The following is a 14323-nucleotide window of genomic DNA, read 5'->3' on the forward strand; positions in this document are numbered from 1 at the left end:
TGAACGGGCGGAACGCTCGGTCGCGCACCGGTGCCGCCGGGACAGGTTCAGGTGGCCAGTCGTACGTGCGACTGGGTAGTGGTCGCTTCGATGTCCCACCGTACGCCGAAGGCCGATACGTTGGTCATCTGGATTCGCCCGATCTCGGGTGGGATCTTGGGGTTGAGGGTGAGTCGACCGTTCTTGGGTTCCGTGCCGAGCATCGTGCGCAGAAAGAGGAGCGGTGCCGCGCTGGCCCAGGCTTGCGGATTGCAGGCGGTCGGGTACGGGACTGGCGCGCGCCCGAAGGATCGGTCGTAGCCGGAAAACGCTTCGGGGAGGCGGTGTTCGGAAAATTGCGAGGCATCGAGCATTGCCATAATGATCCGATTGGCCTCCTCGCGGAAGCCGTACCGGGCGAGACCACAAGCAGTGATTGAGTTGTCGTGCGGCCAGACGGTGCCTCGGTGATAGCCGATGGGGTTGTAGGCACGGTCGTCGGTGGAGGTGGTGCGGACGCCCCAACCGGAGAACAGTTGGTCGGACATGAGGTGGCCGGCGATGATGGGGGCGCGTTCGGCTGGGACGATGCCGCTCCAGAGCAGGTGGCCCATGTTGGAGGTCATCATGTCGATCTGGCGGTTGTCGCCGTCGAGGCCGAGGGCATAATAGCCGCCACGCTCATCGATCCAGAAGTCATGGTTGAACCGGTGGTGGAGCTCCGCCGCCTCGGTACGGAGTCGAGTGGCGAGGGTAGGGTCGTTGAGCGGCCCCTCAGCGAGTTCCGCGAAGCGGATTTTGGCGTCGTACGTGTACCCCTGAATCTCGCAGGTGGCGATCGGCAGCACGGGCATCGCGCCGTTAGCGAACAGAATGCCGTCCCAGGAGTCGCGCCAGCACTGGTTGCCGAGGCCCTGCGGCGAGCGGGTGGCGTATTCGACGTAACCATCGTTGTTGCGATCGCCATACTCGTCGATCCAGCGCAGGGCGGCATAGGCGTTGTCGCGAAGCTGCTGAACGAAGGCGTCATCGCCGGTCCAGCGCCAGTATTCGGAGAGAAGAATCAGCCACAGTTGCGTGGCGTCGGCAGCGCCGTAGTAAGGGTTGTGGGGCTTGAGGCCCAGCTTGGTCAGCTCACCGGACCGGTACTCGTGCAGAATCTTGCCGGGTTCCTGGTCGGTGAAGTCGTCAAACTCGGTGGACTGATAACGGGCAAGGACGAGTATCGCGCCGCGCGCCAGATCCGACCCGCCGCCCATCGTCTGGTAAGCGGTGATCAATGTGTCTCGGCCAAAGATCGTCAGGAACCACGGCAGCCCGGCCGACAGCAACGCGACCGGTTCGTTCTTCAGACGCATCTCGGTCCGCAGCGCGGTCAGGTCCAACGCCGACTTGCGATAAACATTGCGCAGCAGGTCGGAATCGGTCTGTAGGGCCGGTTTGGCGAGCTGCCAACGGGCAAGGGGATCGTCGTGCTCGACGTTGAAGGCCGTACCGAAACCTCGCTTCGCCGGCATGCTGAGCATCTCGTCGTAGCGCAGTGGGACCTGCAGGTCGCACAGCCATTCCTCGGTGGGCCGCAGGTGCAACTCCCACACCAACCCGTCATCCTTCACCTGGTCGGCCGGAGGATCCGCCAACACCTGTGTACGGGCCTCGAAGGTGCCGTTGCGGTACGAGAAGTCCAGCCGCGACCCGTCCTGAGCATGTGAACGGGTGATGTGGTGGGAACGATCCCGAACAGTTTCCTTGATCTCGAACAGATCCGCGAAGTCCGTACCCACCGCCAACCGCACCTGAATCGACACCGGCTGCTCGGCGTACGACTGCAGCTCGATGCGCTCGTGCATTCCCTCACCGATGAACCGCCGCCGACGTATCCCGATGGCGTTGGCCGGCAAACCGGGAAGCTCGGGATTAGCCAGAAAAAACGCCGCCGAGTAATCCTCGACCGTACTCGCAGATAGAGTGAGCAGAGGAGCCCCACAGATCGTGAGCTCCCACCGATTCAGGAGACGGGTGTCCTCGTGCACCAACCCGCCGATCGAACCGGGAGGCACATCCCCCGCCGCGTTGGAGAACATGAACGTCCGGCGATCGAGCACACCAACCGCATCCGGCCCCAGTTCCGGCGGCAGATTCCGAACGGTCTCACTCGGTATGTCCCTGCGACGCGTGACATCGGGCATCGGATCAGCCGGAGTAGGCCGACGAGCTTCGTTCGCCACGACAAACCTTCCGACCGGGAAAGAAGACGGGACGTGCGCGCACCGCACAACTCACCGTAGCCCCGCCCTGCGGGTGTGGACGCCCGAACCGGGGTAGTCGGCCTCACGACCTCGTGCACGGTCGCCGCGAGGGCCAGTCACCTCATGGGCGGTGAGGTGCGGCTGGTACGGCTTTGAACGAATCCTCCCTCGGCGACAGCCAGCGCCGTTTGGGAAGGCGACCGTCGTCCATCCCGCCCGCTGACCGTGCATTTCCCGTGCTATGGCCCATCTCGGGCGCGGGGCTCTTTCGGGCCGCTGCCCGTCGGCGAGCGTTACGCGGATCGCGGGGTCGCCGGATCGGCACCGACCAGGCATGATCCACCATGCACCGAACCCGGCGGATCCTTACCCGTGCGACGAGATATGCGATACCCAGCTCAACTGGCCTGACGAAGCCTCGGCCGCGCCGCTCAGGAGAACACTTTGCACTGCACGAAATGCGGTACCGAACTCGAACACCTCGGCCAAGGCCACACGTGCCGGTCCTCGACGCCGCCGCCCGCGCTAAGGACAGCAGGTTGGAACGTCGCGACCTGGTTCGTAGTCGGGTTCGCCGTACTTTTCGCCCTAGCCGCGATCGCCGTGGCCGTCTTCGGTAGCATCCCGATCGACCGCTCCGGGCCGCTGCCCCCGTCCGACGCCGGCGCAGCGATTGGTTTCGTCCTGGCCAACCTGATCCTGGTCGTCGCCATCATCGGCCTGGTTGTCAGCGGGCTGATCTGGGCACGCGGCACCCGCCAGCTCGCCGAGGCGCATGGCTCCTCCGGCCGCTCGTACAGCCGCCACTGGGGCACGCGCGTGTTCCCCTCCTGCATCGTCTTCAGCGCCGTCATGGCCTGGCTGGCTACCGACCAAGCCGCCCCAGCCGTCCGGTCCGGCCAGGCGGCCCTGCGCACCCTCGGAGCCGCCGCGCTGGTCGGGGGCATGCTGCACAGCCGGGCGCGGATCCTGCGGCTGATCGCCCAAGTCAACCGAGTCGGCGCCGGGCACTACTCGCCGGTCGCCGGGCAAGACCCGGCGTGGCCGCTGTCGCCCACTCCGACCAGCGACGACTGGAACGCCGGCCAATGGGACCCCGAGGTGCTGCGCGACATCGATGCCCGCCGCCACCGCGACAGAACCTGATCTCACGGTGTGCCGGTCTTCAGCGCGACGACGATCGAGTACGGCTAGCCCGGGATCATCCGGTGTTCGTCCTTGCTCCGGCCGCAGGTGTGGCAGAACGAGCGGGGCACTGGACCAGGGTGCAGCCGATGGTCGGTGATGCTTGGTTGGATCGGTGTTCGTCTCCCTCACTGCTGCTAGGCGGGCTGGCGCGGAATCCGGCAGCGCCGACCGACGTGCTGCTCCGGCTGGTAGAGAGGTGGCCGGAGCAGGTGTGCGAGGGGCTACGCCGCCGCCGCGAGCTGCCGCCGCCGGTGCGGGATGCGATGCTGCATCACCCCTCGCCCAGGATCCGTGGGGCGCTCGCCACCCATCCGCAGGTCGACCCTCTGGCGCGTGCCCAGCTGCTGGCCGACCCGGCGTGGCGGGTGAGACTTCGCGCGTTTGGCCGACCCGGTCAGGAACCGCTGCCTGACGACGTGCTGGTCAGGCTGTTGGCCGAGCTTGACGGTTCACCCTCCGACATGCCGTTCAGCCGCGAGGAGTTGATCGGCGAGTTGTTCGAGGCAATGGGGTATGACCGACATCTGTTTCGGCTGGCCGCCGCGCACCCTCGGCCGCGTGTGCGGCTATTCGTGGCCGGTTCCCTGTACTGGCTGGACGAGCGGTCGCGCCAGGCGCTGCTGGAGGATGAGGTGCCTGAGGTGCGGGAGGCCGCTGTGGCGTCCGTCGCGCACCGCGAGCAGGTGATGGAACCTGCCGATCTGCCGGACCAGCACTGTCACGCATTCTGGTACGTCCTGCAGCGTCCACTGTCCCGGGCGCTGATCGATCAGGTGCTCGCCAGCGGCGACGCGGCTGCGCTGCGGGTGATGGCCGAGAACCCGAGTGTCCCGCCGGACGTGGTCGAGACGCTGCTGCGTAACCCCGACCCGTCGGTCCGGCAGGCAGCCGCCGGCCGCGTCGACCTGAGCGGCGAACAGCTTGTCGGGCTCGCCACCGACCCAGCGGTCGAGGTCCGAACTGCGGTCTCCACCCATCCCGGACTCAGCGAGTCGCAGCGGGCCAGTATCGACATCGACGTGACCACTGTGCCGGGCGACGGACACTTTGGCTCCGCGGACGTGCGCTGCCGTGGGATCCCATGTCCCGACGGCACCGCGCCGGAGCTCACCGATGCGCTGCGGTGGGCCTGTTCGGTCAACCCGCTGCTGCGCCGCCGAGCTGCCCGCAACGCCGAGTTGCCGGCGGAGGTCGTCGCGATACTCGCCGACGACTCCGACTTGGGCGTACGGGTCCTGCTCGCCCAGCACCACCCGGCCGCGTTGCCAGCACTGCTGCTGCGCTGCTTCCTCGAGTACCACTGCTGCGGCCGGGACCGGTTGAGTGAGCTTCCGCAGTTTCCTACCGATGGGATGGCCCGATTTTCCGACGACCCCGATCCGAAGGTACGACGGCTCGTCGCCCTCGACCCTCACGCCAGCCCCGAACTCGTCGACCGACTGAGCACCGACCCGAGCGTCACCGTGCGACAAGCGATGGCAAGCAGCCCACTTCTCCCGGCGCTGCGGATCGTCGCGCTCCTCAATGATCCTGAACTGGCCGAGGCCGCCGCGGCCAACCCGGCCCTGACGGTGGATCAGATGCACCAGATCCTGGACGGGATGACCGCGGGCTGACACCGGACGACCGGGGCGCACGTTGCCGACCGTCCCTGATGCCACTACCAGATGATGATGCCGCCGTGTACCGCCTTGGCGCGCTTCACCGCGTGCCGCATGTTGGTCAGGTAAAGGAGGATGCGATCCGCGTCGTATCCCGTCGCGGGGGATAGTTGCTCGATGTTCTCTGCCAGGAGTACGCACTCCTGCTCGAAGGCGTCGAGCTGACCGGGCGGGACCTGGAGATTCCCATGGTTGTCGTCCGTGATGTCAGCAAGTTGCGGGAGGAACGTCGCGCCAAGACGCCGAGTCGCACGATACTGGTGGGTACCGCTGAACCTGATCGGGCCACGTCGCGCTCAGGGCCTCGTCAGGTAGCGGCGTTCGGGTGGGCGGTATCGGAGACGGATCCCGGCCTGTGCCCGGCTCCCTGTTCGTTCGTTCGGTGCAGGATCAGTTCCGCCTCCCGGCGGGCTGAGGCGACGATTCTCTCGGCCTCGAGTCGCGCCTCGGCACGGTGGTCCGCGGCCTGCTCCTCGGCGAGTCGGAGGATCTGTTCCACCCGAGTGCTCAGGCCGCTGAGGGTTGGCCGTTCCCGATCCCGCCATCGTTCCGTGGTTTTTGCGGCCGTACCGGCGCCTGCTTGTTCGGTCTTCTCGTCACGATCGACCAGACCGTCCCCAATGAGGTCGGATTCCGTCGTGCCGACCAGGGAGAGTGCGACGCCGAGCGTGGCCAACGCGACGCCGGACCAGAGGGCAGCCGGCCCAAGGGATGGGCCGACTGCGGTGCCCACACCGAGCCCGAACAGGACGGCGGCAGTCTTGGCCGGCTTGCGCACAGGTCCTCCTCGCGTGATGCGGTGGGCCGCTTCCGGTTCCAGCATGCTGCACGCGTCAACCTGGTCGCGCCCGTCAGATGCGCGGGGATGCAGCCAACGACGTTCGCCTGGACCTACTACCCTCCGGACTTGTGATATCTGACCTGGCGAATGTCGTCGCGGCGTGCGGCTCTGCGATCGCGGTTGTCGTGACGGTCGTATTCGCGTTACGCCAGCTGCGCTCGGCGCAGACCGCCAACCAGACCCTCGTCGCGATCGAGCTGCTGACCAGGGACCGATCCAGCGACGAGTTTCTACGCGCTGAGGACTTCGTCCTCAATGAGCTGGCCGTCCGCCACCCGCCACCCGATGTCAGCGTCAGTGACCTGCCGGCCGAGGCCCGCCACCATGTGGTCCGGCTGTCTCTGTACTACAACGGCCTGGGCCAGATGCTGGCCTTCGCGGCGGTCGATCCGAGGCTCCTTGTGGGTACGGTCAGCTACCGCTCCCGGCAAGCCTGGCGCGTTCTGGAGCCCTACATCCTCGCCGAGCGTGCCCAGCGCGGAGAGACGTACCTGTCCCACTTCGAGCACCTCGTCCACATGGCCACGCACAACCCGTGGGCCACGGCTGTACGCAAGTTCAACCTGAAGCGCTTCGGCAGCTATCCCGCCGAGCTCGGCATGAACGACGGTTCGACGAAAGCCTGGTCACGTCAGCACGAAATCGCATAGCGGCGACACCCGCAGCAGGTCCTGGCGGACCGGGCCTACACCTCCAAAGCCAACACTGCGACAACCAGCGCGGTGCGTGGGCGTAGGCCGGCCGGCGGCATCACGTCGTGCGGTAGTGGCCGGTGAGCCGACCGAGCTTCAAGGCCAGGTGCAGGCACAACCGTTCGTTGCCGTCCTTGAGGTCGGTCCCGGCGAGCTGTTCCACCCGTTGGAGCCGGTAGTAGAGGGTGGTCCGGTGCAGTCGAAGCTTCTCGGCGGTGGCATGCGCGTTGCCCGCCAGGTCGAGGTAGGCCTCCAGGGTCTCCAGTAGCACCTGGTGGGCGTCGTCGCGCAGCAGCCGCTCCAGACCGGGATGGACACCCGCGACGTCGAGGTGCTGACCGTCCAGTTGGGACAGCACCCGGTAGATGCCGAGGCCGGCCCAGGAGACCACCCGGCCCAGCGCGGGCAGTTGCGTACCGACCCGGGCGGCCTGCGCGGCTTCCTGGTAGGACTCGATCGCGCTGGACAACCCGGCGCGAGGCTGGCCGATCCCGGTCACGGTCCGGTCCACCGAGGGCAGGCCCCGCGTCGCGGTGCTCAGCGTCTCGTCGAGGTGCCCGGCGGTGGCTTCTGGCGAGGGGCGACCGGCGACCCGGTTGCCGCAGACCAGCAGCACCCCATGGTCGTGCCAGACGAGGTGCAGCGTCTCCCGTACTCCGATCCACCGGCGGGTGGTGACCAGGGCCTGTTCCAGGGCGATCCGGGCCACCTCGTCGGGCTGCCGCCCGCTGGCCGGCACGAGCTGGGCGACGAGCGCGACGGTCGACCCGTCGGTGGCCACCACGCCCTCCTCCAGCAGCGCCCGCGCCGCGTGCTCGCGCGCCTGCCGGCTCTCCACCAGTAGGGTGCGGGTGGCCTCGGTCTCCCGCTGTGAGGCGAGCTCACCGAGCAGGTTCTCCCGGTACAGGGCCAGCGACAGGTCGGTGAAGGGGCCGGTCGCGGTGGCGATGTCGGCGTCGGTCAGCGAACCGTCCGCGTCGATGAACCAGACGAACCCGAGCAGCAGGTCGTCGTGGCGGATCGGCACGCAAACCCTCGCCAGCAGGTCCAGCTCGGCGCACGCGGGGGTACGGACCGGCGCGTGCGCCGTGAGCACGCCCATGTCTCGGAACCAGGCGATCACCTCCGGCGTCGTCTGCCGGCGCAGGATCGACGTCCGGCGGACGTCGTCCATCGGACCGTCGTGCTCGCTGTAGGCGACCACCCGCTGTCGCCGGTCCTCGATGAGGGCGGGTCGCCCCACCCGGGCGGCGACCGCGTCGACGATTCGCTGGAGCTCACCGTGCATGTAACTCCCATGGTTGCGCTGCGTGACAGGGGTCGCGCGGCGGTGAGTCCTTACCCTCCGGTGCGGGTGGGTCATCGCGCAAGGTCCACTGTCGAAGTCACGACAAAAAGACGGGCGGCAATGCGACTGTTCCAGCATCTGTCCGAAGACCGGGGCGACAGACGTTCCTAGGGTTCCGGTATGGACCGCACCAGCGGGGCGGGCACGGTGCGGGTGGATGGTGGGCGGCGCCGGCGCGGAAAAGGGGATTTCCGAGTGGGAACTGGTAGGCCCTGGCGGGGCATGCTGGTCGCCATCACCACACCGTTCCGCGCGGACCTGTCGGTCGACTTCGACCAGCTCCAGGAGCACGTCCGTTGGCTCGCCGCCGAGGGGTGCCACGGGGTCGCGCCGTGCGTGTCGATGGGGGAGTACCGGGCACTCTCCGACGACGAGCGGGCCGCCGTGGTGAAGGCGACGGTAGAGGCCGCGCCGTCCGGCTGCGCGGTGGTGCCCGGCGTCGGCGGCTACGGCAGCAGGCAGGCCTGCCGCTGGGCGGAGCAGGCCGCCGCGGCCGGCGCCCACAGCGTGCTCGCGCGGCCACCCGACGGGCCCGCCGCCCGCGCCGCCGACGTGGTCGCCCACTACCGGGAGGTGGCCGCGGTCGGCCTGCCGGTGATCGCCCACAACGAACCGTACGACACCCGGCTGGACCTCACGCCGGACCTGCTGGCGACCGTCGCCGAGATCGACGGGATCGTCGCGGTCAAGGAGGTCACCGGCGACGTACGCAGGCTGCATCGTCTGCGGGACCTCTGTCCGCACGTCGACGTGCTGGTCGGCGCCGACGACGTGGTGCTCGAACTGGTGCTGTGCGGCGCCACGGGATGGATCGCTACCTTGCCCAACGCGCTGCCCCGCCAGGCCGGACGCCTGTACGAGCTGTGCGTCGCCCGCGACCTGAGCCGGGCGCTGCCGCTCTACGCCGAACTGCACCCGATCCTCGGCTGGGCCTCCCGACCCGAAGCCGTACAGGCCGTCAAGCTCGCCATGGAGTGCGCCGGGCGGTTCGGCGGGCGGTGCCGCCCACCGCGCGGACCCCTGGCCGGGTCTGCCGCCGATCGGGTGCGCCGGGACGTGCTGCGGGCCCTCGCGGCACCGGCCTAACCGGCTCCCGGGGCCGGCCTCGGCTGATCGTCCGGTGGGCGCCGGTCCTTCAGGTGTCGGAAGTCGCCGGCCCACCTGCCGACATCTGTACGGTGACCGGCACCGGCCCGCCCTCCTAGATTCGCTGCGCGGCCTGCGTACAGATGATCCTCGATACCCTCACCGGGACGCCAGCGCCGCGTTTTCCTCCGACGAGAGGTGGTTCCGTGCACCGTGCTAACCCCCACCGAACCCGGCTGAGGCGGGCCGTGCTCGCCGCAGCCGTGGCGACCACGCTCGTGGCGACCGGGGCGGCGCAGGCCGCCGCGGCTCCGGCCAACCCGGCCGGCGGCGCGCCGTTCCAGGTCCTCGACCCGCAGGTCTGGCAGAACCCGGACACGATGACCTGGAACGACTACAAGGCCGTACCCGGCAAGAACTGGGCCGACCCGAGCGTGCCGGGCTCGGTGCGCAACTTCAAGATCGCCCTGGTGGCGCTCGACTATCCTGACGAGACGTTCGCGGTCTCCCAGCGGGCCCGCTCGACGGTTTTCGGCAACCCCCAGTCCGTCGCGACCAACATTCCCCGAGCGGACGTGCCGAAGTTCTACCAGGACTTCCTGAACACCCCGAACACTCTGAACAAGGGCCACACCCTGCACGAGTACTGGATGCAGGACTCCAACGGCCGCTACGGCGTCGACCTCACCGGTTTCGGGCCGTACCAGATGCCGGCCAAGTCCTACCAGTACGGGCTGGACAACGGGTTCAACCCGGGTGCCTGTCCGAGCGGGGACGTGTGCGCCAAGAACATCCGCACCGATGGCCTGGGCGCCTGGCGGGCGGCCGTCGGCGAGGAGGTCGCCAACCAGTACGAGCTGGTGTTCATCCTCAGCGCCGGCCAGGACGAGTCGTCGACCTGGCAGGAGTTCGGGCAGATGATCTTCCAGAACAAGGAGGACGTGCCGGACGCCTGGGGCCCGCCGGACCCCACCCTGCCGAACTGGGCGAAGACCCGCTACGTGGACTGGACCTCGTGGAAAGCGGCGGCGACACTGTGGCCGAACGCTGGCGGTGGCTCCTCGACGCAGGGGGAGAGTTCCGGCATGGGCGTCTACGCCCACGAGTTGACCCATCTGCTGGGCATCGGCGACAACTACAACAACCCCTACGGCGTGCCGCTGCGTAGGGCGTACACCGGGATCTGGAGCATGATGTCGCGCGGGTCGTTCAACGGCCCGGGCGGTCCGCACACCCGCTGGCAGATCCCGCCGACCAACGGCGGATCGATGGGCTCGCTGCACACCGTGCGCGACAAGCTCAAGATCGGCCTGCTCGGTGAGGAGCACGTGCTGCGGCTGTCGCGGGAGTCGCTGGCCTCCTCTGGCATGGTGGTCGCGCAGGTCAAGGCACGGGCGGTTGACGCCGGCCCGAAGGGCCTGAGCGGCCTGAACATCGCGTTGAACAAGGACCTGTCGCCGACGTGTGGCGTCAGCACCGAGCCGTTGTGCGACGGTGGCAACTTCAACAACTACACCGTCGAGGTCGTCGACCGGATGGGCGCGGACTCCTTCACCCCGGACAGTGGCGTGCTGCTGAGCAAGACGAAGAACGCCGACAGCGCGCCGTTTCAGTGGGTGGTGGACGCCAACCCACAGGACATCGACATGATCGACTTCTACCGACCCGACGGCACCCCGCAGAAGATCACTATGGGTGACTACCGGCAGCTCTCCGACGCGCTGTTCCACGCCGGTGCGAACACCGGCAGCCAGTACGAGTACGTCGATGAGGCCAACCGGCTGCACTTCTACGTCATCGACCTCAAGCGGGACGCGGCCGGCTCGCTCTCCTACACCGTGGCGGTGCGTTCGCTGGACGGCACCGGTGGGCCGAGCACCCACGACGTGCAACTGGGCAAGGGCGAGGTGACCGGCGGAGGCAAGCCGACCAATCGCGGAGTGACCTGCTCGTTCGACCTGACCAACACCGGTTCGTACTCGGCCGGCGGGCAGCAGCACCCGGAAGACGTCAGCGCGTACCTGAAGTCGGACGTCTACCGCCTGTCAGCCGAAGTGGCCGGCAAGGGCTGGCGGACCTTCTTGCCCAACCAACTCGCCACCGCACAGTTCGGCAAGGCCACCACGGTCGAGGTGTCGGTGGGTGCCACCGCCACCGCGGCGAGCACCGGTGTCGTGAAGCTCACCGCGACCTCGGAGAGCGACCCGACCAAGACGGTGACCAAGCAATGCCGGGTCCCGAAGTCCTGACCGGCGACCGAGATTGACCCCGACCCTGCCGGGTCCGCGGCGCAGGCCAACGCGGACCCGGCAGGCGGGCGAGAGGAGGATGACGTGCGGCGAAGCATCATGACTCTGCTACCCCTGCTGCTGGCCGGCGCGACCGGCTGCGGCACCGTCGGCGCCGCCCAGGAGGCGGTCTCCCCGACGACCGTCCGGGTCCTGGTTCGCGACATCAACATCCGGGCCGCGGGCGTGGACTGCGCCGGCACCGGCCCGTACCAGCACTTCCACAACCGCGCACCGTTCCGCGTGCTCGACCCGGACGGGGCGGCGCTGGCCAGCGGGCGGCTGTCGGCAGGGACTGCGGTAGCCGCCTTCGCCGAGGATCTGGGGGTCGAGCGCCTGCCCACCTACTGCGAGTTCGCCGTCCCTGTACGCGTACCCCAGCGGGCCGCCTATCGGCTGGAGGTGGACGGCCGACCGGCGCTCGACCTGACGCCGGACAACAGCGAGGGCCCGGCGCTGGTGGCGGTGGTCCCATCATGAGGCGGGCACTCCTGCCGCTGTTGCTGGCGGCGGCGCTGCTGGGCGGATGCAGCACACCCGAGCCCGCGCCCGCACCGGCGCCCGCCGGAGGGGCGGCGGCGCTGCCCGGGCCGGTCCCCGCCGACCTGGCGTTGCGCCCGGCGCCCGGCACCGCCCCGGCCGCCCCGGAGTTCACCGGCACGCTGACGGACGGCACACCGTTCGCGGCCGCCGAACTGTGGGCGCAGCGTCCCGTCGTGCTCACCTTCTTCAGCTCCTGGTGCACCACCTGCGCCAGCCGCCAGGCGGCCCTCAGTGAGCTTGCCCGCAGCTATCGCGACCAAGTGGTCTTCGTCGGCGTGGCCGGCGCGGACCAGGCCGACGAGGTCCAGGACTATTTACGCGCTCACCGGGTGGAGTATCCGGTCGTCCTGGACGACCAGCAGACGGTCTGGCGCTCGTACGCGGTGCGAGAGCCGCCGGCCGTCGTGCTGGTTGCCAAGGGTGGCGCCCTGCTCCGCGGCTGGCCGGGTGGCGTGGACGCCCCGACGCTCGACCAGCGGCTACGGGAGCTGGTGCTGGCCGGCCAGCCGTAGTCCCGTCGCCCAGGCACCTCGGTGCGGCCCGACCCGGCATCGGCCGGCGTCGCACCGAGGCCTCCCCGCTAGGGCACCGCCCAGCTACTCGGGGATCCGCATCAGTCCAGCGACCGGACGGCCTGGCGATCGCGTAGCCGTTAGATGTTGTTGCCGACCGCGGTCCCTGTCTTCACCGCTGCGGCGTTCGCCGCGGTCTCCGTCGTGGCCGTGCCGTCGGGGGTCCCGGCCTGCGGGACGCGCTCCGCGGCCGGGCCGTGACCGCTGACGCCCGGCTTGATGCCGCGCAGCAGCACCGCAGCCAGCAGCGCCAGGACAAGCGCGACGCCGGCACCGACGACGGCCGTGACATGCAGCCCGTGGGTGAACGCCTCACGGGCGACGGTCAACAGTTCGTCACCGGCCTTCCCGGAGAGGTCTTGGGCCACCGCCACCGCGCCACCAAGCGACTCGTGCGCCGCTTCGGAGTCGACGCCTGCCGGCATGGTGTCCGCGATCCGACTGCGGTAGACACCGAAGCCGATGCTGCCAAGGACCGCGATGCCCAGACCGGCGCCCAGCTCGGTGCCCGTCTCGGAGATGGCCGAGGCCGCGCCGGCCCGCTCGGGCGGAGCCGCGCCGACGATCAGGTCGGTGCTGAGCGCCGCCATCGGTCCCAGACCCGCACCCATGATCGCGGACGCTGTCACCAGCATGCCCAGTCCTGCCGTCGTGCTTACCAGCGTGAGCATTCCCAGTCCGATGGCCGCGACGACCAGGCCGCCCGCGATGACGAAGCCGGGGCGGATCTTCGCGGCGAGGGCCGGGGCCGTCATGGCACCGGCCATCAGACCCGCCGCGTTGGGCAGCGACCAGAGGCCGGCGACCAGCGGGGAGAGTCCGTGTACGAGCTGGAGGTACTGCAGCGTGAAGAGCTGCGAGCCGGCCATCACCAGGATGCCGACGGTGAGCAGAGCCACCGAGGCGCTGAAGGTGCGCTCACGGAACAACTTGAGGTCGAGCAGCGGGTCGGCGAGCGTCCGCTGTCGGTGGACGAAGACGACCCCGACGGCCAGACCCAGCACCAGGAAGCTGACCGGCAGCAGCCCCACACCGCCCTCGGCGACCAGCTTGAGGCCGTAGACCACGGACAGCACGGCGACCAGGGACAGCACGGCACTGCCCAGATCCAGCTTGCCCGCCTTCTCGTCACGGTGCTCGGGCAGCAGCACAGGACCGAGTACGAGCAGGACCACCATGACGGGGACGCCGATCAGGAACGCCGAGCCCCACCAGAAGTAGCTGAGTAGGAATCCGCCAAGCAGCGGGCCGAGGGCGCCGCCGACCGCGAAGCAGGTCATCCAGACACTGATGGCGACGGTGCGCTGGGCCGCGTCATGGAACATGGTGCGGATCAGGGACAGCGTGGAGGGCATCAGCGTCGCACCCGCGACGCCGAGCAGCGCTCTGGTCACGATCAGCATCTCGGCGCTGGTGGAAAGCCCGGCGAGCACCGAGGCGGCGCCGAAGGCGGCGGCGCCGATCAGCAGCAGCTTGCGCCGCCCGACCCGGTCACCGAGCGTTCCCATGGTGATGAGTAGTCCGGCGACCAGGAACCCGTAGATGTCCATTATCCACAGCAGTTGCGCGGTGCTCGGCCGCAAGTCCGCGGTCAGCGAGGGAACCGCCAGGTGCAGAACGGTCATGTCCATCGCGATGAGCAGCGTGGGCATGGCCAGCACCGCAAGCCCGATCCACTCTTTCCGGCCCGCGCGGGGCGCGGCGGCCCGCCGGTCTGCGACATCCGCCGGTCGCACCAGTGCGTACGGTGTATCTTCCGCCATGCGTACAACGTATCGCCGCACCCGGGAATTCGAGTCAATGCCGTTGGGTCAAACGAAGTAAGTGTGCTAGTCAGACTAGGATTGCCCTAGTACAGTCCAGCCGGACGACGACT

General features: G+C 68.9%; 11 protein-coding genes. 7 read left to right on the top strand and 4 right to left on the bottom strand.

Features of this window, described 5'->3' with window-relative positions:
* Positions 1 to 47 precede the first annotated feature (47 nt).
* Complete coding sequence (locus HNR20_RS26525) at positions 48 to 2207, bottom strand: amylo-alpha-1,6-glucosidase (protein ID WP_229687301.1); 2160 nt, start codon at positions 2205 to 2207, stop codon at positions 48 to 50.
* 624 nt (positions 2208 to 2831) lie between these two features.
* Here HNR20_RS26525 and HNR20_RS26530 point away from each other — a divergent pair.
* Positions 2832 to 3374 (top strand): hypothetical protein, encoded by a 543-nt coding sequence (locus tag HNR20_RS26530; RefSeq protein WP_229687300.1) that lies wholly within the window; start codon positions 2832 to 2834, stop codon positions 3372 to 3374.
* 128 nt (positions 3375 to 3502) lie between these two features.
* The gene (locus tag HNR20_RS26535) at positions 3503 to 5032 is read left to right on the top strand and encodes a hypothetical protein (protein ID WP_229687299.1); all 1530 of its coding nucleotides are present in this window, start codon (positions 3503 to 3505) and stop codon (positions 5030 to 5032) included.
* A 352-nt stretch (positions 5033 to 5384) separates the two neighbouring features.
* On the opposite strand, the gene HNR20_RS32960 is transcribed toward HNR20_RS26535, so the two are convergent.
* Positions 5385 to 5855, bottom strand: coding sequence for a V-type ATP synthase subunit E family protein (locus HNR20_RS32960; RefSeq protein ID WP_373291084.1), 471 nt, complete (start codon positions 5853 to 5855; stop codon positions 5385 to 5387).
* Positions 5856 to 5932: 77 nt separating this feature from the next.
* On the opposite strand from HNR20_RS32960, the gene HNR20_RS26545 reads away from it, so the two are divergent.
* A complete protein-coding gene (locus HNR20_RS26545; RefSeq protein WP_506280102.1) occupies positions 5933 to 6568 on the top strand; it encodes a DUF4760 domain-containing protein in 636 nt (211 codons plus the stop codon).
* 100 nt (positions 6569 to 6668) lie between these two features.
* Here HNR20_RS26545 and HNR20_RS26550 read toward each other — a convergent pair whose 3' ends face one another.
* Positions 6669 to 7898, bottom strand: coding sequence for a PucR family transcriptional regulator (locus HNR20_RS26550; RefSeq protein WP_184185117.1), 1230 nt, complete (start codon positions 7896 to 7898; stop codon positions 6669 to 6671).
* Between the two features lie 255 nt (positions 7899 to 8153).
* Here HNR20_RS26550 and HNR20_RS26555 point away from each other — a divergent pair, with 255 nt between their 5' ends.
* From HNR20_RS26555 to HNR20_RS26570, 4 genes are all read left to right on the top strand, one after another.
* Complete coding sequence (locus HNR20_RS26555) at positions 8154 to 9044, top strand: dihydrodipicolinate synthase family protein (RefSeq protein ID WP_229687298.1); 891 nt, start codon at positions 8154 to 8156, stop codon at positions 9042 to 9044.
* Between the two features lie 206 nt (positions 9045 to 9250).
* Positions 9251 to 11293 (top strand): M6 family metalloprotease domain-containing protein, encoded by a 2043-nt coding sequence (locus HNR20_RS26560; protein ID WP_229687297.1) that lies wholly within the window; start codon positions 9251 to 9253, stop codon positions 11291 to 11293.
* Positions 11294 to 11377: 84 nt separating this feature from the next.
* Positions 11378 to 11812 carry a hypothetical protein gene (locus HNR20_RS26565; protein ID WP_184185128.1) on the top strand — a complete coding sequence of 145 codons (435 nt, stop codon included), beginning with the start codon at positions 11378 to 11380 and terminating at the stop codon, positions 11810 to 11812.
* Positions 11809 to 12387 (top strand): TlpA family protein disulfide reductase, encoded by a 579-nt coding sequence (locus HNR20_RS26570; RefSeq protein WP_184185131.1) that lies wholly within the window; start codon positions 11809 to 11811, stop codon positions 12385 to 12387. The genes HNR20_RS26565 and HNR20_RS26570 overlap by 4 nt, the downstream gene beginning before the upstream one ends.
* Before the next feature lie 140 nt (positions 12388 to 12527).
* Here the strand turns inward: HNR20_RS26570 and HNR20_RS26575 are convergent, their stop codons facing one another.
* Positions 12528 to 14210, bottom strand: a complete 1683-nt coding sequence (locus HNR20_RS26575) for an MFS transporter (protein ID WP_184185134.1) — start codon at positions 14208 to 14210, stop codon at positions 12528 to 12530.
* Between the last annotated feature and the right edge of the window lie 113 nt (positions 14211 to 14323).

It is taken from the genome of Micromonospora parathelypteridis, assembly GCF_014201145.1.
GTDB lineage: Bacteria > Actinomycetota > Actinomycetes > Mycobacteriales > Micromonosporaceae > Micromonospora > Micromonospora parathelypteridis.